This window comes from Amycolatopsis sp. NBC_00345 (genome assembly GCF_036116635.1).
Taxonomy (GTDB): domain Bacteria; phylum Actinomycetota; class Actinomycetes; order Mycobacteriales; family Pseudonocardiaceae; genus Amycolatopsis.
This window is the reverse complement of record NZ_CP107995.1, coordinates 2,790,367-2,815,570: the sequence shown is the minus strand read 5'-3', so window position 1 is coordinate 2,815,570 and position 25,204 is coordinate 2,790,367. Positions and strand designations below refer to the sequence as shown.

Below are 25,204 nucleotides of genomic sequence, written 5' to 3'. Positions count from 1 at the left end.
CTTCCGGTCGCCGGAACGGATCCCCGGTCACACCGCGGGCAGCGATTTGAACTCCCACGGCCCATCGTCGTCCCGGCGCGCCTCGGCTTCGCGGTCCGCCAGCCCGGCGAACACCTCGTCGACGTCGGCCAGGCCGGCCACGTCGTCCGCGACGTGCTGGCCGTAGCGGTCCTCGATCTCCTCCAGCCCCTCGCGCAACGCCGAGGCCGCGGCACTCCTGGCCTTGGCCCGCAGCAGGCGGGCCAGTTCCTCCGGAGTCCGGTCGGGCCCGTCGGAGTTCCGGGAACCGCCACGTCTGGGCTCAGTCATCGCCCCACAATATGCGGATTCGCCGCGAATCGGTCGATATCTCCGGACCTGGCCGGTGACGCCAGATGGTGCTGAAGAAACCCGAGCTGACGCCGCAGCACGCCCACGGTGAACGGCGACCCCATCACCTGATGCCCGGCGCCGGGCAGGAACACCACCTCGTACGGACGCCCGGCAGCCAGTAGCGCGGCGGACAGGCGCACGGTGTTCGCCGGGTGCACGTTGTCGTCCGCGAGCCCGTGCATCAGCAGCAGCGGCCGGGTCAGCGACGGCGCGGCACTCACCAGCGACAGCGCGTCGTACCGATCGGGGAAGCCGGCGGGGTGGCCGAGGAACCGTTCACGCCAGCGGGCGTTGTACAGCCGCTGATCGGTGACGCCCGCGCCGGCGACCGCCGCGTGGAAGACGTCCGGCCGCCGCAGGACGGCGAACATCGCGAGCGAGCCGCCGAAGGACCAGCCGCGGATGCCGACGCGGTCCAGGTCGAGCTCGGGATACCGGCGCGCGGCCTCGTGCAGCGCGGTGACCTGGTCGTCCAGCACCGGGCCGAGCAGGTCACCGCGCACCTCGCGCTCCCAGGCGGGCCCGCGCCCGGGGGTGCCGGCGCCGTCGGCGACCAGGACGGCGAAACCCTGCTCCGCGAACCACTGGGCCACCAGCGAACGCCAATCCAGCTCAGTCGTGACGCGCTGCCGTGCCGCTCCGCCGTACGGGTCGAGCAGCACGGGCAAGCGGTCACCTGAGCGGTGCCACGACGGCAGGTACAGCGCCGCACGCAGCTCGCGCGGCCCGAGTACGAGCTGGGTCGCGTGGACGTCCAGCACCGGCCGCGCCACCAGCGACGCGAGCGGCACCGGCGGCTTCCCCTCACGCACGACCGTCACGCGGCCGCCGGGGGACTCCGGGCCGTGGGCGACCTGAACCAGCGTGCCGCTGCGCCGTACCCCGGAGTGGACGCCCGGCCCGGAGCTGAGCCGCCGGAGACCGTCCGCGGCCCGCCAGCGCCAGAGGTGGGTTTCGGTGGGCTCGTCGGACGCGGTGAACAGCACGTCGTCGCCGTCGACGTCCAGCACGGCCCGAAGCTGCAGCCCCGGCGGCGTGACGGCCACACCGTCCACCGTCAGCCGCCGCGTGCCGGGTTCATCGGCGTGCGCCACGACGGCACCGGCGCCCGTCCGCGCGGGCAGGCCGGGCACGACCTGCACCCAGCACGCGTCCCGTTGCTCGTGCCGGACGGTCGTCGCCCCGCTGACCGCGTCGATGCCGAGGAACCGGACGGTCTGCTGGTCTCGCGACTGCACGAGGGCGCTGGGCCCGTGGGTAGTCCAGGAAGCGTCGACCAGGTACTCGAACGCGCCCCGGTCCCACTGCACCTCGGCGCGCGTGCCGTCCAGTCCCGCGATCCACAGCGCGACGTCGGCGTTGGCCTGGCCGACCGCGGCGTAGCGGAACGCTCGCGCGGGCAGGTCCGGCCGTGTCGGGTCGGTGGTGTGCCAGAGCGCCACCTCGCCGGCGTCCACGCGGGTGACCAGTAGCCGCGACCCGTCCGGCGACCACCAGTAGCCGTCGTCCGTGTGCTCGCCGACGCCGAACGCGACGCCGGGGGAGCCGGGCACCAGGATCGCCCGGTCGCCGGTCCCGTCGGCCTCGACCACCCGCAGGGCGCCGTCACGGACGTACGCGACGCGCGTGCCGCTCGGGTCGGGCCGCGGGTCGGTGACCGGGCCTTCGACCGGAAGCCGTCGCACGGGCCCGCCGCCGACGTCGACCGTCCACAAGCTCCCGCCGTGGGCGAACGCCACCAGCGAGCCGCCCGTCGCGAAGGCGCCGATACCCACAGACGTCGGGCCGGACAGCTCGGCGGGATCCGCCAGCAGCCTCTCGGTCCCCGAATCAAGGTCCAGCGCCCACAGACAGTCCAGCGGGTCTTCACCGTCACGGCCGCGCACGAACAGCACCGCCGCCCCGCCCCGGGCCAGGGCGAACCGGTCCGGCGCGCCGAGGGTGAACCGCCGCGTGCGGGCCAGCTGTTCGGGCAGGGAGGTCATCACCCCACTTTCCCACCCCGGCGGCCGCTGCCGAACCGGGGTCATCGGGCCTGCTTCCGCCACCCCGGCGACCGGGCCAGGACAGCGAAAAGCCCCCGTGGGGGGAGGTCACGGGGGCTTTCCTGTGGTGGGAGCCAGCTACTGGCCGAGACTCACGCGGACCGGCTGGTCCGACGTCCCTTGAGCTCGGCGAGACGTTCGTTCAGCAGATCCTCGAGCTCAGGAATGGAGCGGCGCTCCAGCAACATGTCCCAGTGCGTCCTGGGGGGCTTGGTCTTCTTCTGCTCGGGCTGCCCGCCATCGACGATCTCGGACTCGCTGCCGTGCAGCCTGCACTCCCACACCGTCGGAATCTCGGCGTCGTCGGAGAACGGCACCTCGAACTCGTGGTTCTTGGGGCAGGCGTAGCGCACGGTGCGGCGCGGGGCGAGATCGTGGTTGCGGTCGGTCTCGTAGCTGACCGCTCCCAGCCGGCTTCCACGGAGAACACGGTCGGCCATGATGGAGTCCTTTCAGTCAGCTCCGGGTGGAGCCGGGGTGGTGCTTACCCTATGCAACGAACTTGGCGTCCGAGGGATTCCCGGGACATCATGTCGTTGCTCACGATGAGCTGTGTCACCCCTCGGCGTCAGCTTCCACTACTAGGAGACGTTTCGCGCTCTGGCATGACGCGGTCACCGCCTTCTTAGTGCGGATATCCCCCAGTTGGGCTACTGACCCTGTGTTCACGACAACCGTAACTGACCGTGGTGCTCGGTCGCGGGACCCAGGTCGCCCGAACGGAAGTGTCGGCGGCAGAGTACCTGATAACGGACCGTAGCCGATTCGGCATCAGATCGTACCGAAGCTGAAGTTTCAACTACGGATTGTTCGGTATCTGCTACTACAACAGTGTCGCCCTCGCGGAGGATTTTGTCATCTCTTACCCGGGCGTTGAAGCGGCCCGGCAGCCCACACCAGCACAGCACCTCCACCTGCACCGGCTGCAGGTCGTCGGCCACTTCGAACAGCCGCGCCGCCCCCGGGAACAGCCGGCTCCGGAAATCGGTAGCGATGCCGAAGCAGTACACGTCGATACGCACCTCGTCGGCCAGCTCCGCCAGCTGGTCCACCTGCGCGGGGGAGAGGAACTGCGCCTCGTCCACGATGATGTAGTCGACGTGCTGCCCCCGCGCCCACTGCGCGCGCACCAGCTCCCGCACATCCGTGTCCGTGCCGACCTCCGTCGCCCGCCGCGTGATCCCGATCCGGCTGGTGATCTGCGGCACCCCCGACCGGTCGTGGCGCACCAGCACCAGCCCGCGACGGCCCTGCCGCGCGTGGTTGTGGTCGATCTGCAGCGCGAGCGTCGACTTCCCGCAGTCCATCGGGCCGTAACAGAACTTCAGCCGGCCACCGGGGACAGCGCTCCGCCGCGCGCCCGCCGGGGGAACCGGGGACAGGGCGTCGGTGGGGTCTTCCGCGGGCGGGGGAGCGTCGAGCCCGCTGTCGTTGAGCGCAGTCACGACGTTCGACCCTATCGGGGCTCACAGCACCTCCGGCGGACGGTTCCCCGCGGCGACGATCGCGCGCCGCACCGGCACCAGCGCCACGAAGACCAGCCCGAGCACGAAGAACACCACCAGCGCCACGATCGCCAGCCGGAACGACCCCGTCGCCTGCCCCACACCCGCGAACACCAGCGGCCCCAGCCACGACGTGCCCTTCTCCCCGACGACGTAGAGCGAGTAGTACTGCGCGTCCTTCCCGGCCGGGATCAGCTGGCTGAACAACGACCGCGACAGCGCGTTCGTGCCGCCCAGCACCAGCCCGATCCCCACCGCCAGCGCGTAGAACTGCAACGGCTGCGCCGGCTGCACGAAATACGCGGCCACCAGCACCACCACCCACAGCACCAGGCTGCCCAGGATCGTCCGCTTCGCGCCGAGCCGCCGCGCCACCAGCCCGTGCAGCACCCCGCCCGCGTACGCGAGGAACTGGATCACCAGCACCGTCACGATCAGCACCTCGTCGGAGAACCGCAGCTCGTCCTTCCCGTACTGCGCCGACACGCTCACCACCGTGTTGATCCCGTCCGCGTACAGCAGGTAACTGCCCAGGAACGCCAGCGTCAGCGGGAACTTCCGGGCCTCACCCAGCGTCTGCCGCAGCTCCCGGAACCCCGCCCGCAGCACCGACACCCCGCGCTCGACCGCCACCGGCACGTGGACGCGGGGGAGCGCCCGCAACGTCGGCACCGTGAACACCGCCCACCACAGCCCCGACGTCAGGAAGCAGATCCGCACCGCCGTCTCCGTGCTGACCCCCAGCGAGTCCCGGCTCAGGTAGAAGACCAGCTGCAACGCCAGCGCCACCCCGCCACCCAGGTAACCGAACGCCCACCCCTTCGCCGACACGTCGTCCCGCTCGTCCGGCTCCGCGATGTCCACCAGGAACGAGTAGTAGACGACCAGCGAACCGCCGTACCCGATGTTCGCGACGATGAACAACACCGCGCCCAGCTGCCAGTCCGAGCCGGCCATGAAGAACATCAGCGCCGACGCCACCGCGCCCAGCAGCGCGAACCCGCCCAGGATCCGCCGCTTGTGCCGGCTCCGGTCCGCCACCGCGCCCGCGATCGGCAGCACCAGCACCTGCACCACCGTCGCCGCCGACAGCAGGTAACCCCACATCGAACCGGCGGGGAAATGGAGCCCGAACAGCGACACGTCGCAGTTCTGCAGCTTGTCGTCCGCACCCGTGGCGTCGACACAAGGCCTGTCCCCGTTAAGGGTGATGTTCTGCTTCGCGTCCGCGGCCGCGATCGTGCTCATGTAGAGCGCGCCGAACACCGTCGTGACCGATGAATAGAACGGGGAATTCGCCCAGTCGTAGAAGTACCAGCCCCACCGTTCCCGCTTCCTGTCACGGGTGTCGGCCAGCGTCATCCAGGCTCCTCGTCGGTCACGAACCTCCAGGTCAGGCGGCACACTACTGGGGTGGCGACCGGCGACACCGCCGAATGAGCGAAACCGTGTCCGGTTCGTCGCCGAAGATCATCGGCACTACTCCGAATGGTCGCCGGAATCGCGTTTCGCGCGTGTCGTTGACCCGGTTTTTCAATGGTTCATGTGAGACTGGTGTTCGTCGTGTGACTCTTGTGGACAGTGGGGCTCCTGCTTACTGTGCACCCATGACCAACCGCGTTCGCACTGCTCACCGGCTCGCGGCGAGATGCCTGATCCTCGCCCTGGCCGTACTGGGCTTGCAGCTCGCCGTCACCGGCGCCGCGTCCGCGGACCCCAGTTCCAGCTCCTGGGCCAAACTCCGCATGTGCGAGGCCAGCGGCCGCTACAACACCAACACCGGCAACGGCTACTTCGGCGCCTACCAGTTCAACCTCGACACCTGGCGCAGCGTCGGCGGACAGGGCCGCCCCGACCAGGCCAGCCCCCGCGAACAGGACTACCGCGCGCTCTACCTGTACCGCATGCGCGGCTGGCAGCCCTGGCAGTGCGCCGGCATGCTCAGCCTCGCCGCCGACGGCGACGCCCGCAGCAAACGCGTCCCCTCCTACGACGAATCCGCCTACATGGGCGGCGGCGGCCTCCCCGCCCCACCCGCGCCGAAACCCCAGCCCGCCCCGGCACCGCCCTCCGGCGCGATGCCCGACTGGCCCGGCCTCGTCTACGCCTACGGCGACTGCGCGCCCGCCCTCAAGACCTTCCAGCTCCGCATGAACGCCTTCGGCTACGGCTTCACCGGCACCGGCTGCTACTACGACAAGACCCGCGACGCCGTCCTCGCCCTCCAGCGCGCCAACGGCATCAACGACTCCGGCCGCCTCGGCCCCAAGACCTGGAAAGCCGCCTGGCAGGGCAAACCGCCCCGCTGACCCGCCTGCTGCCGGTCCGCGCGCAGAACCGCCGTTAAGGACTCCTTACCCGCGTGGGACGCCGGTAAGGAGTCCTTAACGGCGTGCGCGAGCCAGCCGCGGCGCGCTGGTCAGCCGTCAGCGCAGCCGGCGCTCACTCGGCCTGCTGCCACGCACCCCGCTCAACCAGCACGTCACGCAGCAGGTCCGGCCGATCCGTCACGATCCCGTGCACACCCAGGTCCAGCAGCTCCCGCATCTGCGCCGGATCGTCGATCGTCCACGTGTGCACCTCGGCCCCCGCGCGCTCCGCCGCTTTCACGAACGACCGGTCCACCACCGTCAACGGCCCCTGCCGCACCGGCACCTGCGCCAGCCAGCCACTCGCCAGCCGTCCGACCGGCAGCACCGGCACCCACCCCTGAGCCCACAACGCCAGCACCGACCGCGGACCCATCGCCGTCAGCAGCTCCGGCCCCGCCAGCCGCCGCAGCCGCGCCAGCCGCGCGTCCGAGAACGACGCCGCCGCCACCCGGCCGCGCGCCCCCGTCCGCTCCAGCACCCGCACGAACGGCTCCACCGCGTTGTTCGCCTTCACGTCGATGTTGAACCGCGCCTCGGGCAGCTCCTCCAGCACGTCCTCCAGCCGCGACAACGGCTCCCGCCCGCCGACCTTCACGTTCTTCAGCTGCGCCCACGTCTGCGACGCGATCTCCCCACCGCCGTCCGTGGTCCGGTCCAGCGTGCCGTCGTGGTGCACCACGACCACGCCGTCCGACGTCGCGTGCACATCCGTCTCCACGTACCGGTAACCCTCGGCCACCGCCTGCCGGAACGCCGGCAGCGAGTTCTCCATCCCGGCCAGCTCACCGAGGTGCCAGCCCCGGTGGGCGAACGCACGGGGGAGCGGGCCGGCCAGGTACGGAAACGGTGGGCGCATCCAACCAGTGTGCGCTTCCGGCATGGCCCCGGCATGAGCGAGCCATGGCCAGCTATGGTCTGCCGGGTGAGGGATCTGGCCGAACACGCCCCGCTGACCGGAGACGAGCTCGTCGTCCCGCGACGCCCCAGCGCGCCCAAGCACTGCGGCTGGTGCGGCCGCCGCCTCCCCGAAGGCGGCAACGTCGGCCGGCGCCGCCGCTACTGCGGGCAGTCCTGCCGCCAGCGCGCGTACGAACGCCGCACCGCCCTGCAGCGCAGCGGCCTCCCCGAAGACGCCGTCGTGCTGTCCGACACCGAGATCGCCGCGCTGCAGGACCGCCTCTTCCAGCTCCGCTGCGCCGCCGAGGACATCGTCACGGCCGCCGAGGACGGCGCCGCCGCGGGGGAACTGCGGAAGCTCGCCGAAGAGATCGCGCACGCGGCCAAGGACCTCGAGCAACTCCGCTGACCCGCTCGGGAGCCAGCTCTGGAACGGGCCCATGACAGCCTGCTCGCGACTCGGTCCTCAGAACGGCCCCACTGCAGCTTGCTCACCAAGCGGGTCATTCCGGCGCGCCCAGCCCGTCCAGCGCGCGGTAGGTCCGGTTGCTCGCCGCGGCCGCCCGCTGCTCGCGCCCGGTCGCCTCGATGTAGTTCTGGCTCGTCGCCAGGCTCGCGTGGCCCAGCAGGTTCATGATCTCCGACGCCGTCGCGCCGTCCTCCGCCAGCCGGGTCGCGAAGGTGTGCCGCAGAGCGTGCAGGTTCGCCCCCGTGGGCACCCGGTCGTGCAGACCGGCCCAGCGGTAACACGACTTCACCAGGTACTCCAGCGCCCCGCGCCCGATCGGCTCACCCGCGCGATCCCGCAGCAACGGCTCCGACGACGAGAACCGCTGCCGGGGAAACCTCCGCCGGCACGACTCGACGTACGCCTCGATCAGCTTCGCCAGCACCGGCTGCACCGGGATCGACCGGTCCCGGCTGCCCTTCCCGTGGACGTGCAGCCGCAGCTCACCCGCACGGCCCACGACCGATCGCGGTGCCAGCGCCCGCATCTCCGCCGCCCGCAGACCGGCGACCAGCCCGAGGGCGAGCACCAGCACGTCCCGCTCCGGCCACGGATCCCGCGCCCGCCGCGCACCGTCGGCCGCCGCGGCGAGCAGACGCTCCGGGGTTTCCTCACCCCGCAACGGTTTCGGCGTCAGAGGGGGAGTCTTGGGCCGGGCCACGGCGCCCATCGGGTTGCCGGCCAGCAGCCCGTCCGACACGCAGAAGGTGAGGAACTGGTTCCAGGTCGACCAGGCCCGCAGCACGGAGCTTTTCGCGTGCCCGTCGGCGAACGCGCCGAACGCCGCCCGCAGCACCGGGGCAGTCAGGTGCTCGACGTCCAGCTCGTCCTCGGACCGGCCAGCCTCGGCCAGCAGGAGAGTGGTGATCCCGGCGAGGTCGCGCCGATAAGCGGCAGTGGTGTGCGGCGAATCCTTGCGCGGCCGCCGCGCCGCGAAGAAGGCTTGCTGCGCCTCGGAAACCTGCATCTGGATCTTGTACCGTACGGCACCGACAATCCAGCCACCCGGATGACTATCCATACTCATGCATAATAGCAATTATGCATGAAACGGCGATATCGGGCGGCCCACGACTCCGGGGGACTCTCGATCCGGCTACCTCGTCGCGAACGGCTCGCTGAGGCCGTTCTGGTGACATCGAGACGCCGTGGGTGACATGCGTTCATCTGTTCGAGTCGGTCGCTGACGGCCTTCCGGGTGCCTGGAGTCTGGCCGAACTACGTTGATCGACTTCGCAACGTGTTCTGCCGGTGGTCTGCCTGTACGTCCAGCCACTCAGCTCCAATTCGTCACGGTGACGAAATGAATCGGGGTAATCGCACGTCGGAGGTGCCGAACTCGGGGATCTCTTCCCGGAAGATCTCTCGGCGCACAGCCTCAGGGCCGGCCGACGCGGGCGACAGCCAGCGGGCGCGCGGCTGCGATACGGGACCGGACTCAGGGCGGCGTGGGCGCCACCGTCGTAAGCCTTTGGTGGAGAAACCCGCTCAGATCGCTTCCTGGAGCCCCTCTCCAGTGCTCCCTTCAGGACGTTATCCAAGCGCCGATAATGTACATTATGTCAAGTTGAACGCTGGGGCCGTTCTGGAGAGACTCCTCCGATGAACAGCTCCCATGACTGGTCCCGGACGGTGGACGTCGAGCACCTCGAGTCGATCCGCCGGCGCCCGGACGTCTTCGCTCCTGGCGGTGCGCGGCACCTGTTGCTGGAAGTGCTCGCTTATCCGTCCGAAGAGGCCGAAGACCTCGGTTCGGGACGCGCGTTCGTCACCTTCCACCCGGACGGCTCCGTCTCGGTGACCGACGAAGGTCGTGGCACCGTCACCCAGGTCGACGAGGAAGGCCGGGCCGTCCGGAAACCTGTGATGGCAACCCGGGATCTCCGGTTCTTCGACTCCCCCGCGCCGCCGCTCCTTCCCGACGGTCATCCGCGCCGCGGCATGTCGGTGGTCGCCGCGCTGAGTGTGTGGCTGGAGCACACGAATCGCCGTGACGGAGGCGCGTGGACGCAGCGGTACGAACGGGGTGCGCCCGTCACGGGCCTCGCGTCAATCCCGGCTGTCGGCCCGACCGGGACGACCGTCCACTTCCTGCCCGACCCCGCCCTGCTGCCGGTGTGTGAGCTGGGCAAGGCCGATTTCGGGCCCCACCTCACGGTGCTGGTTGAGCCCAGTACGCCGGTTGACTGAAGATGTGAATCGATGGTTCACTTCTTGACATGCCCTACCGACGGACCCCGAAGGTGCAGGAACGGCTGGACGCGTTGCGCGACGCGATCGTCGTCGCCGCGATGGAGCAGCTGGCCGAGCACGGGTATGCGGGGTGTTCCGTCGCCGCTGTCGCGGAGCGGGCCGGGATCGCGGTGGGGACGGTGTACCGCCACTTCCCCACCAAGGCCGAGCTGGTCGTTCGGGTGTTCCGGCAGGTCGTGTCACGCGAGGTCGAGGCGGTGCGCGCGGCGTCGGAGCAGCCCGGGGACGCCACCGGCCGGGTCGTCGCGGTGTTCGAGACGTTCGCGGCGCGGGCGTTGAAGGCGCCGCGGCTGGCGTACGCACTGCTGGCCGAGCCGGTAGACGCGCTGATCGATGCGGAGCGTCTGGAGTTTCGGCGGGCGTTCCGGGATGTCGTGGCGGGGCACGTCGCCGATGGTGTGCGGGCCGGGGTGCTGCCCGCGCAGGACGCGAAGATCACCGCCGCCGCGCTGGTGGGTGCGGCGGCCGAGGTGCTGATCGGCCCGCTGACCAGTGGCGGGACTGCTGATGTCGTCGAGTTGCGCACGTTTGTCGTGCGGTCCTTGGGAGGTTCGGATGTCCGTCACGCATGAAGTCACCAACCAGGTGCCGCCGTTGGTTTACGACGTCGCGGACGATCCGGCGCTGCTGGCGGCGGTGGGCCGTGCGGACGCCGGCTGGGCCGTGGACGAGCTGCACGAGCTGGGCCGGCTGGCCGGTGGTGAGCAGGCGCAGGAGTGGGGCCGGATCGTCAACGAGAACGAGCCGGTGCTGCGCACGCACGACCGGTACGGGCACCGGATCGACGAGGTCGAGTTCCATCCGCACTGGCATGACCTGATGCGTGTGGCGGTGTCGCACGGTTTGCAGGCCGCGCCGTGGCGGGACAGCCGGGTGGGGGCGCATGCGGCGCGGGCGGCGAAGCTGTACGTGTGGGGTCAGGTGGAGGCCGGGCACACGTGTCCGATCTCGATGACTTACGCCGCGGTTCCGGCGCTGCGGGCGACGCCGGAGCTGGCGGAGCGGTACGAGCCGTTGCTGGCGTCGACGGAGTACGACTTCGGGTTGCGGGAGCCGAGCACGAAGCGCGGGCTGATCGCGGGCATGTCGATGACCGAGAAGCAGGGTGGCTCGGACGTCCGTGCGAACACCACGACGGCGAGGCCGGCGGGTGACGGCAGCTACCGGCTGGTGGGCCACAAGTGGTTCACGTCGGCGCCGATGTCGGATGTGTTCCTGACGCTGGCGCAGGCGCCGGGCGGGTTGTCGTGTTTCCTGCTCCCCCGCGTGCTGCCGGACGGCAGCCGGAACCCGATCCGGCTGCAGCGGCTGAAGGACAAGCTGGGCAACCGGTCGAACGCGTCGTCGGAGATCGAGTACGAGGACGCGGTGGGCTGGCTGGTCGGCGAGGAGGGCCGCGGGGTCCGCACGATCATCGAGATGGTGAACAACACGCGGCTGGACTGCGCGCTGGGCAGTGCTTCGGGGATGCGGCTGGGCGCGGTGCGGGCGGTGCACCACGCGTCGCACCGGCAGGCGTTCGGGAAGACGCTGGTGGACCAGCCGTTGATGGCGAACGTGCTGGCCGACCTGGTGGTGGAGTCGGACGCGGCGGCCACGGTGGCGATGCGGCTGGCGGCGGCGGGCGACCGGACGGGTGACGAGCAGGAGCAGGCGTTCCGGCGGCTCGGGCTGGCGGTGACGAAGTACTGGGTGTGCAAGCGGGCGCCGGCGCACGCGGCGGAGGCGCTGGAGTGCTTTGGCGGCAACGGGTACGTCGAGGAGTCGGGGATGCCGCGGCTGTACCGGGAGGCGCCGCTGATGTCGATCTGGGAGGGTTCGGGGAACGTGGCGGCGCTGGACGCGCTGCGGGCGATGGGGCGGCAGCCGGAGTCGGTGGCGGCGTACTTCGCGGAGGTCGAGCTGGCTTCGGGCGGGGACGCGCGGCTGGACGACGCGGTGGACCGGCTGAAGAAGGAACTGTCCGATGTGGATGGTCTGGAGTTCCGGGCGCGGCGGGTGGTGGAGTCGATGGCGCTGGTGCTGCAGGGTTCGCTGCTGGTGCGGGACGGGGACCAGGCGGTGGCGGACGCGTTCTGCGCGTCGCGGTTCGCCGGTGACTGGGGTATCGCGTTCGGCACGCTGCCGGTCGGCACGGACACGTCGGCGATCGTCGACCGGGCTCGGGTGTAGTTCCGGCGTTTCGCGGACACGTTGCGGGGCAAGGGTTTAGGGTCGTCGGTCATGACCTGCTCCCCCGATGCCCAGCCCAGTTTCGTGTCCGCGACGCGGACCGCCTACGACACCGTCGCCGCGAGTTATGCGGAGGTGCTGGACGGCTTGCTCGCGGAGAGCGTTTGGGATCGGGCGATGTTGAACGCGTTCGCCGAGCTGGTGGGCCCGGCCGGTCCGGTGGGTGACCTGGGGTGCGGGCCGGGGCGGATCGCGGGGTACCTCGCGTCGCTGGGGCTGGACGTGTTCGGGGTGGACCTCTCCCCCGGCATGGTGGAGGTCGCGCGGCGGGCGTACCCGGGGCTGAAGTTCGAGGTGGGTTCGCTGCTGGCGCTGGCGCTGGCGGACGAGTCGCTCGCGGGCGCGCTGGCGTGGTACTCGATCATCCACACGCCGCCGGCCCGGCTGCCGGAGGTGTTCGCGGAGCTGGCGCGGGTGCTGGTGCCGGGCGGCCGGCTGTTGCTGGCCTTCCAGGTGGGTGACGAGGTGCGGCACATCGAGCAGGGGTATGGCCACGACGGGCTTTCCCTCGACGCGTACCGCCTGCGGCCGGAGCTGGTCGGGCAGCTGCTGGTGGACGCCGGGTTCACGGTCGAGTCCCGCCTGGTCCGGGAGCCGGAGCCGCCGCACGAGAAGACGCCGCAGGCGTATTTGATGGCACGCAAGGGCTGAGCTCCTGGATCAAGCTGCGGTAGACGTCGAACGCGGGCTTGGGCCGGTAGTCGTCGGTGGTGAGGCCGAACTGGTGGAACAGGCCGGGTTTCGCGCTGTCGGCGTCGCGGAGGGCGAAGTGGGTGTAGCCGCTGAGCCGGAGTTGCTCGGCGTGGGCGGCGATGGCGCGGACGACGGTGTCGACGACTTCGGCCTGTCGCTGGGGTGTCCGGTCGGGGCCGGTGGGCCAGCCGTGTTCGGTGACGTGCAGGGGCAGGTGGCCGAGCCCGGCCGGTTCGAGGACGGCGGTGCGGTGGTGGCCCAGCAGCCCGGCGACGGCGTCGGCGAGGTCGTCCTGGCTGACGGGGCGGAAGACGTCGGGGAAGAAGTCGAGGCCGGCGTAGTCGAGGTCGTTGACGAACCGCGGGCCGCCGAGATCGGTGAGTGCGCGGACGAATCCGGTGGCGGGGCCGAAGAGCGGGGTGAAGTTGAAGCCGGTCTTCAGGTGGTCGTGGCCGAGCCGGCGGGCCTCGTCCTTGGCGGCGGACACCCCGGCGACGAGTGCTTCGGCCACGTGGGGGTAGTCGCCGTCGAGGGTGGCGTTGCCCGCGACGTTGGGTTCTTCGGTGATCTGGAGGGTTTCGGTGACGGCGCCGTACTGGGCGACGAGCTCGCGGACGAAGGTGGCGTAGCCGGCCACGTCGCCCGAGCGGGATTGGTACTGCGCCACGAGGTCGAGCCGCCGGGTGCCGGTGGTGTACCGCGCGGCGTCGGCCGGGGTGGCGGTCGGGTGGGGTCCGCCGAGGTGGGTGCCGTCGTCGAAGCCGAGGTAGGCGCGGACCAGGAACGGGCGGGCCGGGTCGCCCTGCAGACGGTCGAGTGCGGCGGTGATCTCGTCCGGGCGGTCGCCGGGTCCGGTGGCGAGGCCGCCGGTGTCGTCGCCGGTGGCACCGCCCGGATAGACGCCGAAGAGCAGGCGGTTCATCGTTGTCCCCCAGTGGTGGTGGGCCAGGGCAGGGTGCCCTGGCGGATTTCGCCGGTGATGGCGGTGACCCAGTCGAGTTCGGCGCGGACTTGTGAGAGCGCGTACTCGGCTTCGATCACGAACAGGCGCGGGACGCCGGATTCGCGGGCCTCCCCCAGCCGGTGTTCGTCGGTGGTGATGCGGTCGCGGAGGTGGCCGGCGCGTTCGGTCAGCGCGTCGGCGGCGCCGGTGGGCCCGAGGGCGCCGAGGTAGCCGATCGCGCCGAGGAACTGCGGGAGTTCCCGTTTCGGGGTGCGGATCTGGTGGTCGAGGCGGGTGACGAGTTCTTCGTGGCCGGCCGGGGTGAGCGCGTAGACGGTGCGTTCGGGCCGGTTCCCGCTGCGTTCGCGCTCCTGCGGGGCGATCCAGCCGGCGTCGGCGAGCTTCTCCACGACGTCGTAGAGCGAGCCGCGGTTGACCACGGCCGCCTGGTCCTCACTGCGGGCCCGCAGTTCGGCGTGCATCTGATACGGGTGCTTCGGCGCCTCCAGCAGGAGTCCGAGCACGGCGAGCACCAAGGGGTTGTCCAGGGTCCGACGAGGCATGGTCGAAATCTACCAGTCGAAATCGACTATTGCGAACGCCCTGGTCAGGACGGGTAAGACTTGGCCCGGGTGTTCCCCGATGGACCGGACCCCCCTCGCCGGCGCGGCATCGACATTCCGCGAATCGTCGGGACGGTCCTATACTCGGCCGTGATCAGCTATGACGACCTCAGCCGAACCCTCGCCGGACGAGCTGCTTGACGTGTTCAAGGCGCTCGCCAATCCCGTGCGCCTCCAGCTGCTCCAGTGGCTGCGCGAGCCCGAGCGCCACTTCCCCGCCGAGGACCGGATCGCGGACCCGTACGAGGTCGGCGTGTGCGTCAGCCACATCCAGGCCAAGACCGGGCTCGCGCAGTCCACGGTCTCCGCCTACATGGCGGTGCTGCAGCGGGCCGGCCTGGTCCGCTCCACCCGCGTCGGGAAGTGGACGCACTACCGGCGCGACGAGGAGCGGATCTCCTGGATCGTCGGCGCGCTCGGCCGTTCGCTCTGACCTGGGCGGTTGACTCATATCGAAGTTCTGCGATACTTCGATACGTTCGAGTCACCCATCCGGCTGGAGGACACATGGGCGCGATCGACGGAATGGACCTGGGGCGCTTCGGGATCTGGACGTTCGACTTCGAGGACCAGCCGGCGAGCCGGATGCGGGACTCGATCCAGGAGCTGGAGGGCCTCGGCTGGCCGGCGTTCTGGATCCCGGAGCGCGACGGGCGCGAGGCGATGACCCACGCCGGGTTCCTGCTGTCCGCCACCGAGCGGATCAGGATCGTCAACGGCATCGCGAAGATCTGGTCCCGCGAGCCGCGCTGGGCCCAGGGCGCCGCCGTGCTGCTCGCTGACGCCTACCCCGGCCGGCACCTGCTCGGCCTCGGCTTCGGCGGCGCGCGCCCCGGGGTCAAACCGCTGGAGGCGATGGCCGGGTACCTCGACGAGCTGGACGCCACGACCAGCGCCAACCCACGTCCGGAGACCCCGATGCGGCGGCTGCTCGCGGCGTACGGGCCGAAGATGCTGCGGCTGGCCGCAGACCGGGCCGACGGCGCGCACACGTACCACGTGACGGTCGGGCATACCGCCCAGGCCCGGGAAGTGCTGGGCGGCAAGGCTTTCCTCGGCGTCGAGCACGCCGTGCTGTTCGAAACCGACCCGGACCGGGCGCGCGCGATCGCGCGGGAGCACCTGCACGTGTACCTCACCCAGCGGTACAACGTCGCCAAGTTCCTGCGCCTGGGCTACACCGAGGCCGACCTCGACGGCGGCCGCGGCAGCGACCGGCTCGTCGACGACCTCGTCTTCTGGGGCGACCTCGACACGATCACCCGCAAGCTGAACGAGCACCTCGACGCCGGCGCCGACCACGTCGGCATCCAGGTGATCGGCATCGAGCCCGGCCAGTCCGCGATGCCGCACTGGCGCCGGCTCGCCGAGGCCCTGCTGCTGCAGGTGGCCGTCGTCTGAACCCGAGCAGGTTGAGGTCGGCGTCGTCCACGAAGCGGCTACGCGGAAAGACCCGTGGCAAAAGGCGGCATGGACGATCATCGGATCCTCTTGAAGACTGGTCGAGCCTGTCTTCCTGAGTGTGATCGCGACAGAAAGGCCGTCCTCGCCATGAGCAGTCCGAGCATCCTCATTTCCGGCGCCAGCATCGCGGGCCCGGCCCTCGCCTTCTGGCTCACCCGGGCCGGGTGGGAGGTCACCGTCGTGGAGCGCTTCGACCAGCTCCGCGACGAGGGCCAGAACATCGATGTCCGCGGCGTCGGGCGCGAAGTGCTGCGCCGGATGGGGCTCGAGCAGGCCGTCCTCGCCGCCCACACGCGGGAAACCGGGATGGATTTCGTCGATGAGCAGGGTCAGCTGGTCGTGTCGTACGCCGCCGGTACCGACGACAGCTCGGGTGGCACCGCCGAGGTGGAGATTCTGCGCGGGCAGCTGGGGCGCATCCTCTACGACATCTCCTCCCCCGGCGCCGGCTATGTGTTCGGGGACCAGATCGCCACGCTGCACGACGACGGGCACGGCGTGGACGTCGAGTTCCACAGCGGCCCGGCGCGCCGGTTCGACGCGGTGGTCATCGCCGAGGGACTGCGTTCCCGCACCCGGTCGCTCATCCTGGAGGACGCCCCGGTGCACGAGCTCGGCCTCTATCTGGCCTACCTGACGATTCCGCGCATCGATACCGACGACACCCGATGGCGATGGCTGATCTCCGATCGCGGACGGGCGGCGTGGCTGCGGCCGGACAATGTGGGCACCACACGGGCCTCGCTGAGCATGTACAGCCCGGTGCGCGGGCTCGACCGGCTCGACCGCGCCGACCTCGCTGTTGTCCTGCGCGAGACCTTCGCCGACGTGGGCTGGGAGACGCCCCGAATTCTCGCCGCCCTCGAGGACGCGCCCCTGTACTTCGAAGCGCTGGGCCAAGCACGACTCCCGCGCTGGAGCAGCGGCCGGGTCGCGCTGCTCGGAGACGCCGCCTACTGCGCGTCGCCGATCAGTGGCCTGGGCACGACCCTGGCCCTCACCGGAGCCTATGTGCTGGCAGGCGAGCTCCTCGGCCACGCCGATCCGCGCGCCGCGTTCGCCCGCTACGAGGAAGTCATGCGCCCGTTCGCCGAGCGGGCGCAGCAACTCGCGCCAGGGCGTCCGGGCCGGCTCTACCCCGACACCAAGGAACAGCGGGCGCAGCTGTGGGCCGAACTTCGGGGACAGACCCTCCCGCAGGAGGGCCAGGCCGCCGCCTGGTCCACCCCGCCGGCGGACGCGCTGACCTTGCCCGACTACCCGTTAAAGCCCCGGTAGCCCGCGCCGGCCACCGCGGAGCGAGCCGATCGGCGCGATCTCACTCAACCGGGCCCAGCACAACCGCGTCCCGGCCGGATTCCTCCAGCAGGGTCACCAGCGCCCGCGGACCTTCGTCAAGGTCCGCGGGCGCGTTCCGGCTGCGGCAGGGTCGACGCTCTCTGTACCTACTAGTATGTACGCGACGAACGGAGGGCCGCCGTGCACGCCATGCACTACGAGATCACCCTGCCCGCGGACTACGACATGGAGGTGATCCACCGCCGGGTGCGGACCCGGGGCCGCTGCTGGACGATCTGCCGGGCCTCGGGCTCAAGGCGTACGGGGTGCGTGAGCGCGGCGTCGACGGGTCGGAGCTGAACCAGTACTCCCCCTTCTACCTCTGGCACGACCCGGCGGGCATGCACTCCTTCCTGTGGGACGGCGGGTTCCGCGGCATCATCGACGACTTCGGCCGTCCGCCGGTGCAGCACTGGACTGTGCTGGCGTTCGAGCCCGGGCCCGCCTTCGGCAAAGCGCCGCGCGCGGCCGGGAAGCGCACGGACCTGATCCCCCACGAGACGCGGCCCGCCGACGTCGTCCGGCCGCAGCTTGAGGCGCTGCGGGACCACGCGCGGCGCGACGGCGTGCACTCCGCGGCCCTGGTCATCGACCCGCGGACGTGGGAGCTGGTGCGGTACACGCTGTGGCAGGACACCGCGCCGGCCGAGGACCCGGTGCGCTACCGCGTCGGGCACGTGTCGGCGCCGGAACTGGCCGCGTTGGGGCATGGTCAGCAGTGGTGAAGTCTCCTACGGTGATCAGAACGGCTGAAGGAGGACGATGACACGCTTGCGCGATCGCCGGATCCTGGTCACCGGCGCGGGTTCGGGCATCGGCCGGGCCACGACGCTGCGGCTGCTGTCGGAGGGCGCGCGCGTCGTCGCCACCGACATCAATGCCGACGGCCTCGCGGGCACCGCCGAGCTCGCCGACGCCGAGACGGACCTGACGACCTTGCCGATGGACGTCGGCGACGAGCAGTCCGTCGTCGCCGGCACCGCCGAGGCGATCGCGCGCCTCGGCGGGCTCGACGTGCTCGTCAACGCCGCCGGCATCCTGCGGGCCGCGCACACCCACGAGACGTCGCTGGAGTTCTGGAACCGGATCCTCGCCGTCAACCTGACCGGCACGTTCCTCGTCACGAGGGAGGCGCTGCCCGCGCTGATCGCCACCGGCAAGAGCGTGGTGGTGAACTTCAGCTCCACCTCGGCCACCTTCGCCCACCCCTACATGGCCGCCTACTCCGCCAGCAAGGGCGGCATCCAGGCGCTCACGCACTCACTGGCGCTGGAGTACGCCAAGCAGGGCGTGCGCGTGGTCAGCGTCGCGCCGGGCAGCGTCAAGAGCGGCATCACCGACAGCGCCGCCACCTGGATGCCCCAGGACGTCGACTGGACGCTGTTCGGCCGCCTGCTGCCGATCCTGCCCACCGACGTCACCGCCGAGATCGGCGCACCGATGGCCAGGCCGGAGGCGGTCGCGGGCGTCGTCGCGATGCTGGTGTCGGACGACGGCGAGTTCATCACCGGCACCGAAATCCGCATCGACGGCGGCACCCACACCTGAGCGGGGGCGGCGTCGTCGAGGTCCAGGTGCAGCCGCGGACTGTCCATTTCGGACACATCGGCAGCGTCGGCCTCGTCGCGGTGCATCGGTGAGCAGGGTCGGGCTGCCCGTGCCTGATCAGCGCCGCGGCACCGGGGTGAACTCCGCGAGATCCGGCAACGGCGGCAGCGGGCGAGCGTAGGCGTCCGCGGCGAGCACCCCCTCCGGTGGGCGCGACGTGCGCCGGCCCAGCTCGTCGAGCACCTCCCGCTCGGTGCGGCCGCGCATCAGCAGCAGCACGAACGGGTCGGCGTCGAGCAGCCACGACACCTGGAACGACAGCGCCGCGGCGTGCCGGCACGGCAGTTCCCAGCCGGGGCAGTCGCACTCCGGGTCGAGGTCGCCGATGCCGGGCAGCAGCCCGACGTCGTCGGCCAGTTCCGGCGGCAGGTCCCGGTCCAGCAGCGCGGCCAGGTGGGCCGCCCGGTCCGCGGCGCGGCCGAGCAGCAGCTCCCAGTCCGTTGTGGACAGTTCGGCCAGCCGCAGTGCGGTGCGGTACGGGCCGCCGTCGGTGTCGTCCACGGTCGCCGCGATCCGGCCGGGGCTCACCGCGATCGGGCCGACCAGGCCCGCCACCGCGTACCCCCGCCCGCGGCGCAGCTGCCGCTGGTCCAGCGCCGTGTCCTCCATCGCCTGCAGCCACGCGCGGCCCCACCAGGAGCGCGCGAACGGGCCCCGTCCGGCGCGCGCCGGAAACGCGGGGAAGCCCCGCACCCGCTCGGTCATCCGTGCCTCCTCAGCTGGACGAGCTCCGACAGCTCGGCGTCGGACAGCTCCGTGAACGCCGCCTCGCCCCCAGTGAGCACCGCGTCGGCCAGCGCCCGTTTCTCCCGCAGCATCAACGCGATCCGGTCCTCGACGGTGCCCTCCGCGACGAGCCGGTGCACCTGGACCGGCCGGGTCTGCCCGATCCGGTAGGCCCGGTCGGTCGCCTGGTCCTCGACCGCCGGGTTCCACCAGCGGTCGTAGTGCACGACGTGGTCGGCGCGGGTGAGCGTCAGCCCGGTCCCGGCCGCCTTGAGCGAGAGCAGGAACACCGGCACGGCCCCGTCCTGGAACCGGCGCACCAGCTCCTCCCGCCGCCGCACCGGCGTGCCGCCGTGCAGCAGTTGGGTGCCGATGCCGCGCGCGGCGAGGTGACGCTCCAGCAGGCGTGCCATCACCACGTACTGGGTGAACACCAGGACCGCGCCGTCCTCGGCGAGGATGGTGTCCAGCAGTTCGTCGAGCAGTTCCAGCTTTCCCGAGCGGCCGGACAGCGGCGCCTCGCCGTCTTCGCCGAGGTACTGCGCGGGGTGGTTGCAGATCTGCTTGAGCGCGGTGAGCAGCTTGACGATCCGGCCGCGCCGCGCCATCCCGTCGCTCGCGCCCACCTCGGCCATCAGCTCCCGCACCGCCGCTTCGTAGAGCGCGGCCTGCTCGGTGGTCAGCGACACCGGCCGGTCGGTCTCCGTCTTGGCGGGCAGCTCGGGCGCGATCCCCGGGTCGGACTTGCGCCGCCGCAGCAGGAACGGCCGCAGCAGCCGGGAAAGCCGTTCCGCCGCCGCCGGGTCCGCACCGGACTCGACGCGTTTCGCCCACCGGGCGCGGAATTCCGCGTGTGAGCCGAGCAGGCCCGGCGTCGTCCAGTCGAGGATCGCCCACAGCTCCGACAGCGTGTTCTCCACCGGGGTCCCGGTGAGCGCGACCCGGGCCGAGGACTTCAACTGCCGCAACGCTTTCGCTGTCTCGGACCGGTGGTTCTTCACGTGCTGGGCCTCGTCGGCCACGAGCAGGTCCCACTCGACCGCCGCGAGCGGCTCAGGGTCCGCGCGCAGGGTGCCGTAGGTGGTGAGGACGAACCCGTCGAGGTCGTCCAGCGACCGCTCGCCGCCGTGGAACCGGCGGACGCCGACACCGGGCGCGAACCGGTGGATCTCCGCCTCCCACGTGCCCAGCAGCGACGCCGGGCAGACCACCAGCGTCGGGCCGCCACCGCGGTGCAGATGGAGCGCGATGAGCGTGACGGTCTTGCCGAGCCCCATGTCGTCGGCGAGGCAGCCGCCCAGCCCGAGCGCGGTCACGGTGCTCAGCCAGCGCAGGCCGCGCAGCTGGTAGTCGCGCAGCGTCGCGGCCAGCCCTGGCGGCTGCTCCCCCGGCTCGGGGACCTGGGACAGCCGTTCCCGCAGCGTTTCCAGCCAGCCGCCGGTCACCACCTCCACCTGCTCGCCGTCGACCTCCGTGGTGCCGGCCAGCACCGCGCCGAGCGCGTCGACGGCGGTCAGCGGCTTCAGCGTCCGCTGCCGGGCCCGGTCGGCGGACGCCTGATCGAGCAGCACCCAGCGGTCCCGCAGCCGGACCACCGGGCGCCGTGCTTCAGCCAGTTCGTCCAGCTCCGCCGCGCTCAGCACCGCGCCGCCGAGCGCGAGCTGCCAGTCGAACTCCAGCACCCGGCCGCCGCCGAAGAACGACGGCACGTCGCCGGGCGCGTCCCCGGCGGCCACCACGGCGCGCGCGGTCAGGCTCGTCAGCTCCGCGGGCCAGTGCACGCTGATGCCCGCTTCGGCCAGCCGTCCCGCCCCGGCAGACAGCAGCTCGCCCACCTCCTCGTCGCCGAGCGGCAGGTCGGACGGCACCGCGGCCGACAGCAACGGCGCCAGCGGCGGCCACACCTCCGCGGCCCGGCGCAGCGCGAGCACCACCTCGTGGCGCGCCTCCTGATCGCCGGACTGCCACAACCGCGCGGCGTCCACCAGCGGCTCCGCCCCGCCGTGCACCTGCACGACCGCGCGGAAACGGCCGCCGGCCAGGTCGTCTGCCTCCACGCGCAGCGACACCCGGACCGCCAGGCCCGCGACTTCGCTGAGGAACCGCAGCAGCAGCGGGTACGGCTCGGGCAGGCGGGTGTCGTCACCCGCGACCGGGGCGGCGTGGGCGTGCGGCGGCATGGCCTCGGCCAGCCGGCGCAGCCAGCTCTCCTCGGCCGGCTCCAGCGGACCCGTCCACCCGGCCTCGCGCAGCCGCGTGCCGGCTTCCGCCGCCAGCGCCCAGAAGGCGGCCGACGGGTCGCCGTCCGGCGGCAGCCCCAGCAGTACCGGCACCGCCTCCTCGACGGCCATCCGGCGCGCGGGCACCTCACGGACCCCGTCCGCCAGCACCAGCCGCACCATCCCGGCGGCACCGGGCCCACCGGGGTCCCCACCGTCCGGGCCCCAGAAAACGACCTGGCCAGGCTCCACGATCACGGCCTTCAGCTGCCCACCCCCATGATTTCCGTACGTTGTACCATGAAGATACCAGAACTCTGTACGACGTACGAGGAAGTGACGGGCAGAATGTCCGGGATGAGCACGGAGTACACCGGCGCCGGCGAACCGAGGCGGACGATCGAGCTGCTCTGGGGCGTGCCCGGACCGCCGCGGCGCGGCCCGAAGCCCAAGCTCACGGTCGACGACGTCGTCACGGCCGCGATCCGGCTGGCCGACGCCGACGACCTGGAGGCGGTCACCATGCGCCGGGTCGCCGAAGACCTCGGCGTCGCCCCGATGTCGCTCTACACCTACGTGCCCAGCCACGCCGAGCTGGTCGACCTGATGCTCGACCGCGCCCACGGCGAGCTGGCCGACGAGCTGCCCGCCACCGGCTGGAGGGACGCGGCCACCGCCGTCGCCGAGGACCTCTGGCGGCTCTACCACCGGCACCCGTGGCTGCTGCACGTCACCACCGGCCGCCCGCCGCTCGGGCCGAACACCTTCGCCAAGTACGAACGCGAGCTGACCGCCCTCGACGGGCTCGGCCTCACCGACCTCGAACTCGACGCCGTGGTCAGCCTGCTCACCGGGTTCGTCCGCGGCACCGCGCGCGGTTCGGTCGACGCTGCGCGCGTGGTCCGCCGCAGCGGCCTCACCGACCTCCAGTGGTGGGAGCGCAGCGCCCCGGTCCTGGCCGGAATCCCCGCCGCCGCCCCCGCGAACTACCCGCGCGCGAGCCGCGTCGGCACCTCCGCCGGCCAGGCCCACGGCGCTGCGGACAACCCCGAGCACCACTTCCGGTTCGGCCTCGCCCGCATCCTCGACGGCGTCGAACAGCTCGTCGGCCGGAGCTGACGAGCCGGAAACTGTCGGTCCCCCGGGCTAAGTTCACTGTGGGTGTCGGTTTCCCGTCGTGCCGCTGGTCGAGCAGGCATGAGCCGGCACCGAGGGGAGCCGTGGTGGAAGCCGTGGTGGAAGCGGACAGACGCACGGCCGAGGCCGCCGTCGCACTGGCGTTCCGGGAGGAGCGGGCCCTGGTCGTGGCCACGCTCATCCGGGTCACCGGCGACTGGGACCTCGCCGAGGAGTGCGTCCAGGACACCTTTGCCCTCGCCGTGCGCACCTGGCCGCGCGACGGCGTCCCCGCCCGTCCCGGGGCGTGGCTCACCACCACCGCCCGTAACCGCGCCATCGACCGGATCCGGCGCGAAACAGTGGGCGCGGGCAAGCTCCGGGAGGCCGCGCGCATGATCGTCCCCGACGAGCCGGGACCTTCCGACGAGAGCACCGACGAGAGCGGCGTACCGGACGACCGGCTGCGGCTGATCTTCACCTGCTGCCACTCCGCGCTCGCCGTCGAGGCCCAGGTCGCGCTCGCGCTGCGGACCCTCGCCGGGCTCAGCACGGCGGAGATCGCCCGCGCGTTCCTCGTGCCCGAGTCCACCATGTCGCAGCGGCTGGTCCGGGTGAAACGCAAGATCCGCTCCGCGGGCATCCCCTACCGCGTCCCGCCCGCGCATCTGCTGCCCGAGCGGTTGGCCGCCGTCCTCGGCGTGCTCTACCTGCTGTTCAACGAGGGCTACTCGGCCAGCGCCGGCCCGGACCTGCAGCGCCCCGACCTCGCCGCCGAGGCCATCCGCCTCGCCCGGGTGCTCGCCACCCTCATGCCGGACGAGCCCGAAGCCGCCGGGCTGCTGGCGCTGATGTTGCTGCAACACGCCCGCCGCGACACCCGCGTCACCCCCGGCGGCGACCTGGTCCCGCTCGACGAACAGGACCGCGCCCGCTGGGACACCGCGGCGATCACCGAAGGCACCACCCGGCTCGAAGCCGCCCTGCGCCGCAGTGAACCCGGGCGCTACCAGATCCAGGCCGCCATCGCCGCCTGCCACGCCCCCGAGGGCACCGACTGGCCGCAGATCGCCGGGCTCTACGGCGAACTGCTGAAACACCTGCCGACGCCGGTGGTCGAACTCAACCGCGCCGTCGCCGTCGGCATGGCCATGGGCCCCGCGGCCGGGCTCGAGCTCGCCGACGAGCTGACCGCCCGCGGCGACCTGGCCGGCTACCACCTGCTGCCCGCCACCCGCGCCGACTTCCTGCGCCGCCTCGGCCGCACCGCCGAGGCGCGCGCCGCGTACACCGAAGCGCTGGCACTGGCCGGCACCGAAACCGAACGCGGCTACCTCAGTCGCAGGATCTCGGAAATCCGCGGCCCGGAAATCCCCGGCTCGGAAAGCCACAGGGCCGAGGTGTCGGTTCCGGCCCGCTCCGTTCGTCGGCTGGACGAACCGACCCGCACGACGGAAGGACAACCCATGATCAGCAAGACACTGCGTGTGCCCGGCACCGAACTTCACTACGACATCGAAGGGCCGGATACCGGCGGCGGCCCGGTCTTGCTCCTGGTACCCGGCGGCCCGGCCGACGCCACCGCGTTCACCGGCCTGCGCCCCCTGCTGACCGGCCGCTACACCGTGGTCACGTTCGACCCGCGCGGCATCTCCCGCAGCACCGTCACCGGCGAGCCGGGACCCGATCTGGTGGGCGACCACGCCGACGACGTGCACCGCCTGCTCACCGAGATCGGCGGCGAACCCGCGTACGTGTTCGCCAACAGCGGCGGCGCCATCACGATGCTCGAGCACCTCAAGCGTTACCCCGGTGAGGTCCGCACCCTGGTCGCCCACGAGCCTCCGGTCAGCCGCTACCTCGGCGAGATGCTCACCGACGGCCCGGATATCCCCGCGATCTACCGCGAGCACGGCACCGAAGCCGCGTTCGCCGCGTTCATGGCCGGCACCGGCTTCGAGGTCCCGCCCCCGCCTGCCGACCCCACCCCCGCGGAAATCGAGCAGGGCAAACGGATGCAGGCCAACCTCGGCTTCTTCTTCGGCCACCTGATGGAGGCGATCGGCCGCTGGGAGCCCGACCTCGACGCCCTGCGCGCCTCCGCCACCCGTCTGGTGATCGGAGTCGGTGCCGCCGCCGAAGGCACCCCTGCCCACGTCGCCGGCGTCGAGCTTGCCCGCGAGCTCGGGCAGAAGGCCGTCCCGTTCCCCGGCGACCACGGCGGCTTCGCCGGCGAGCCGGGTCCGTTCGCGGAGAAGCTCATCGCCGTCCTCGACCAGCACTAGGAGAA

Annotated in this window: 23 protein-coding genes and 2 pseudogenes; 14 read left to right on the top strand and 11 right to left on the bottom strand. The window is 71.7% G+C overall.

Annotated features, from left to right (window positions below; all coding sequences use genetic code 11):
• Nucleotides 1-27: 27 nt before the first annotated feature.
• The 5 genes from OG943_RS12585 to OG943_RS12565 all read right to left on the bottom strand — a co-directional run bounded on the left by OG943_RS12585 (nucleotide 28) and on the right by OG943_RS12565 (nucleotide 5,284).
• Nucleotides 28-309 (bottom strand): hypothetical protein, encoded by a 282-nt coding sequence (locus OG943_RS12585; protein ID WP_328609918.1) that lies wholly within the window; start codon nucleotides 307-309, stop codon nucleotides 28-30.
• Complete coding sequence (locus OG943_RS12580) at nucleotides 306-2,357, bottom strand: S9 family peptidase (RefSeq protein WP_328609917.1); 2,052 nt, start codon at nucleotides 2,355-2,357, stop codon at nucleotides 306-308. The genes OG943_RS12585 and OG943_RS12580 overlap by 4 nt, the downstream gene beginning before the upstream one ends.
• Nucleotides 2,358-2,509: 152 nt before the next feature.
• A complete protein-coding gene (locus OG943_RS12575; RefSeq protein ID WP_091613651.1) occupies nucleotides 2,510-2,857 on the bottom strand; it encodes an RNA polymerase-binding protein RbpA in 348 nt (115 codons plus the stop codon).
• A gap of 225 nt (nucleotides 2,858-3,082) precedes the next feature.
• Entirely contained in the window at nucleotides 3,083-3,862 is a 780-nt protein-coding gene (locus OG943_RS12570; RefSeq protein ID WP_328609916.1) for a thymidine kinase, read from the bottom strand.
• Nucleotides 3,863-3,883: 21 nt separating this feature from the next.
• Nucleotides 3,884-5,284 (bottom strand): MFS transporter, encoded by a 1,401-nt coding sequence (locus OG943_RS12565; protein WP_328609915.1) that lies wholly within the window; start codon nucleotides 5,282-5,284, stop codon nucleotides 3,884-3,886.
• A 245-nt stretch (nucleotides 5,285-5,529) separates the two neighbouring features.
• Here OG943_RS12565 and OG943_RS12560 point away from each other — a divergent pair, with 245 nt between their 5' ends.
• Nucleotides 5,530-6,231 carry a transglycosylase family protein gene (locus OG943_RS12560; protein ID WP_328609914.1) on the top strand — a complete coding sequence of 234 codons (702 nt, stop codon included), beginning with the start codon at nucleotides 5,530-5,532 and terminating at the stop codon, nucleotides 6,229-6,231.
• A 133-nt stretch (nucleotides 6,232-6,364) separates the two neighbouring features.
• Here the strand turns inward: OG943_RS12560 and OG943_RS12555 are convergent, their stop codons facing one another.
• Nucleotides 6,365-7,150, bottom strand: a complete 786-nt coding sequence (locus tag OG943_RS12555; protein WP_328609913.1) for a glycerophosphodiester phosphodiesterase — start codon at nucleotides 7,148-7,150, stop codon at nucleotides 6,365-6,367.
• 66 nt (nucleotides 7,151-7,216) lie between these two features.
• Between OG943_RS12555 and OG943_RS12550 the strand changes: the two genes are divergently transcribed.
• Nucleotides 7,217-7,600: a hypothetical protein gene (locus OG943_RS12550; protein ID WP_442874709.1), complete on the top strand. Its 384-nt coding sequence runs from the start codon at nucleotides 7,217-7,219 to the stop codon at nucleotides 7,598-7,600.
• Between the two features lie 94 nt (nucleotides 7,601-7,694).
• On the opposite strand, the gene OG943_RS12545 is transcribed toward OG943_RS12550, so the two are convergent.
• The gene (locus OG943_RS12545) at nucleotides 7,695-8,666 is read right to left on the bottom strand and encodes a tyrosine-type recombinase/integrase (RefSeq protein WP_328609912.1); all 972 of its coding nucleotides are present in this window, start codon (nucleotides 8,664-8,666) and stop codon (nucleotides 7,695-7,697) included.
• A 635-nt stretch (nucleotides 8,667-9,301) separates the two neighbouring features.
• Between OG943_RS12545 and OG943_RS12540 the strand changes: the two genes are divergently transcribed.
• Genes OG943_RS12540 through OG943_RS12525 form a run of 4 tightly spaced genes read left to right on the top strand, consistent with a single transcriptional unit; the run spans nucleotide 9,302 to nucleotide 12,835 of the window.
• A complete protein-coding gene (locus OG943_RS12540; protein ID WP_328609911.1) occupies nucleotides 9,302-9,889 on the top strand; it encodes an ATP-binding protein in 588 nt (195 codons plus the stop codon).
• Between the two features lie 29 nt (nucleotides 9,890-9,918).
• Nucleotides 9,919-10,524 (top strand): TetR/AcrR family transcriptional regulator, encoded by a 606-nt coding sequence (locus OG943_RS12535; RefSeq protein ID WP_328609910.1) that lies wholly within the window; start codon nucleotides 9,919-9,921, stop codon nucleotides 10,522-10,524.
• Nucleotides 10,508-12,124, top strand: coding sequence for an acyl-CoA dehydrogenase family protein (locus OG943_RS12530; protein WP_328609909.1), 1,617 nt, complete (start codon nucleotides 10,508-10,510; stop codon nucleotides 12,122-12,124). Before OG943_RS12535 ends, OG943_RS12530 begins: the two co-directional genes overlap by 17 nt.
• Before the next feature lie 51 nt (nucleotides 12,125-12,175).
• The gene (locus tag OG943_RS12525; RefSeq protein WP_328609908.1) at nucleotides 12,176-12,835 is read left to right on the top strand and encodes a class I SAM-dependent DNA methyltransferase; all 660 of its coding nucleotides are present in this window, start codon (nucleotides 12,176-12,178) and stop codon (nucleotides 12,833-12,835) included.
• On the opposite strand, the gene OG943_RS12520 is transcribed toward OG943_RS12525, so the two are convergent.
• Together OG943_RS12520 and OG943_RS12515 are read right to left on the bottom strand one after the other, a co-directional pair.
• On the bottom strand, nucleotides 12,750-13,799 hold the full coding sequence (locus OG943_RS12520; RefSeq protein ID WP_328609907.1) for a hypothetical protein: 1,050 nt from the start codon (nucleotides 13,797-13,799) through the stop codon (nucleotides 12,750-12,752). The genes OG943_RS12525 and OG943_RS12520 overlap by 86 nt on opposite strands.
• Entirely contained in the window at nucleotides 13,796-14,383 is a 588-nt protein-coding gene (locus tag OG943_RS12515; RefSeq protein WP_328609906.1) for a PadR family transcriptional regulator, read from the bottom strand. Before OG943_RS12515 ends, OG943_RS12520 begins: the two co-directional genes overlap by 4 nt.
• Before the next feature lie 160 nt (nucleotides 14,384-14,543).
• On the opposite strand from OG943_RS12515, the gene OG943_RS12510 reads away from it, so the two are divergent.
• From OG943_RS12510 to OG943_RS12490, 5 genes and pseudogenes are all read left to right on the top strand, one after another.
• Nucleotides 14,544-14,876 (top strand): ArsR/SmtB family transcription factor, encoded by a 333-nt coding sequence (locus OG943_RS12510; RefSeq protein WP_328609905.1) that lies wholly within the window; start codon nucleotides 14,544-14,546, stop codon nucleotides 14,874-14,876.
• A gap of 92 nt (nucleotides 14,877-14,968) precedes the next feature.
• Nucleotides 14,969-15,844 carry a TIGR03620 family F420-dependent LLM class oxidoreductase gene (locus tag OG943_RS12505; RefSeq protein WP_328612056.1) on the top strand — a complete coding sequence of 292 codons (876 nt, stop codon included), beginning with the start codon at nucleotides 14,969-14,971 and terminating at the stop codon, nucleotides 15,842-15,844.
• A gap of 150 nt (nucleotides 15,845-15,994) precedes the next feature.
• Nucleotides 15,995-17,185: an FAD-dependent monooxygenase gene (locus OG943_RS12500; protein ID WP_328609904.1), complete on the top strand. Its 1,191-nt coding sequence runs from the start codon at nucleotides 15,995-15,997 to the stop codon at nucleotides 17,183-17,185.
• A gap of 210 nt (nucleotides 17,186-17,395) precedes the next feature.
• Nucleotides 17,396-17,970: pseudogene (locus OG943_RS12495) on the top strand (DUF4865 family protein).
• A 37-nt stretch (nucleotides 17,971-18,007) separates the two neighbouring features.
• Complete coding sequence (locus OG943_RS12490; RefSeq protein ID WP_328609902.1) at nucleotides 18,008-18,793, top strand: SDR family NAD(P)-dependent oxidoreductase; 786 nt, start codon at nucleotides 18,008-18,010, stop codon at nucleotides 18,791-18,793.
• A gap of 117 nt (nucleotides 18,794-18,910) precedes the next feature.
• Here the strand turns inward: OG943_RS12490 and OG943_RS12485 are convergent, their stop codons facing one another.
• Together OG943_RS12485 and OG943_RS12480 are read right to left on the bottom strand one after the other, a co-directional pair.
• Nucleotides 18,911-19,558: an SWIM zinc finger family protein gene (locus OG943_RS12485; protein WP_328609901.1), complete on the bottom strand. Its 648-nt coding sequence runs from the start codon at nucleotides 19,556-19,558 to the stop codon at nucleotides 18,911-18,913.
• Nucleotides 19,555-21,981, bottom strand: a complete 2,427-nt coding sequence (locus OG943_RS12480) for a DEAD/DEAH box helicase (protein WP_442874783.1) — start codon at nucleotides 21,979-21,981, stop codon at nucleotides 19,555-19,557. The genes OG943_RS12485 and OG943_RS12480 overlap by 4 nt, the downstream gene beginning before the upstream one ends.
• A gap of 165 nt (nucleotides 21,982-22,146) precedes the next feature.
• Between OG943_RS12480 and OG943_RS12475 the strand changes: the two genes are divergently transcribed.
• The 3 genes and pseudogenes from OG943_RS12475 to OG943_RS12465 all read left to right on the top strand — a co-directional run bounded on the left by OG943_RS12475 (nucleotide 22,147) and on the right by OG943_RS12465 (nucleotide 25,199).
• On the top strand, nucleotides 22,147-22,917 hold the full coding sequence (locus OG943_RS12475; RefSeq protein ID WP_328612054.1) for a TetR/AcrR family transcriptional regulator: 771 nt from the start codon (nucleotides 22,147-22,149) through the stop codon (nucleotides 22,915-22,917).
• A gap of 116 nt (nucleotides 22,918-23,033) precedes the next feature.
• Nucleotides 23,034-24,272, top strand: a pseudogene (locus OG943_RS12470) (RNA polymerase sigma factor); the annotation flags it as partial.
• A 108-nt stretch (nucleotides 24,273-24,380) separates the two neighbouring features.
• The gene (locus OG943_RS12465) at nucleotides 24,381-25,199 is read left to right on the top strand and encodes an alpha/beta fold hydrolase (protein ID WP_328612053.1); all 819 of its coding nucleotides are present in this window, start codon (nucleotides 24,381-24,383) and stop codon (nucleotides 25,197-25,199) included.
• Nucleotides 25,200-25,204 lie beyond the last annotated feature (5 nt).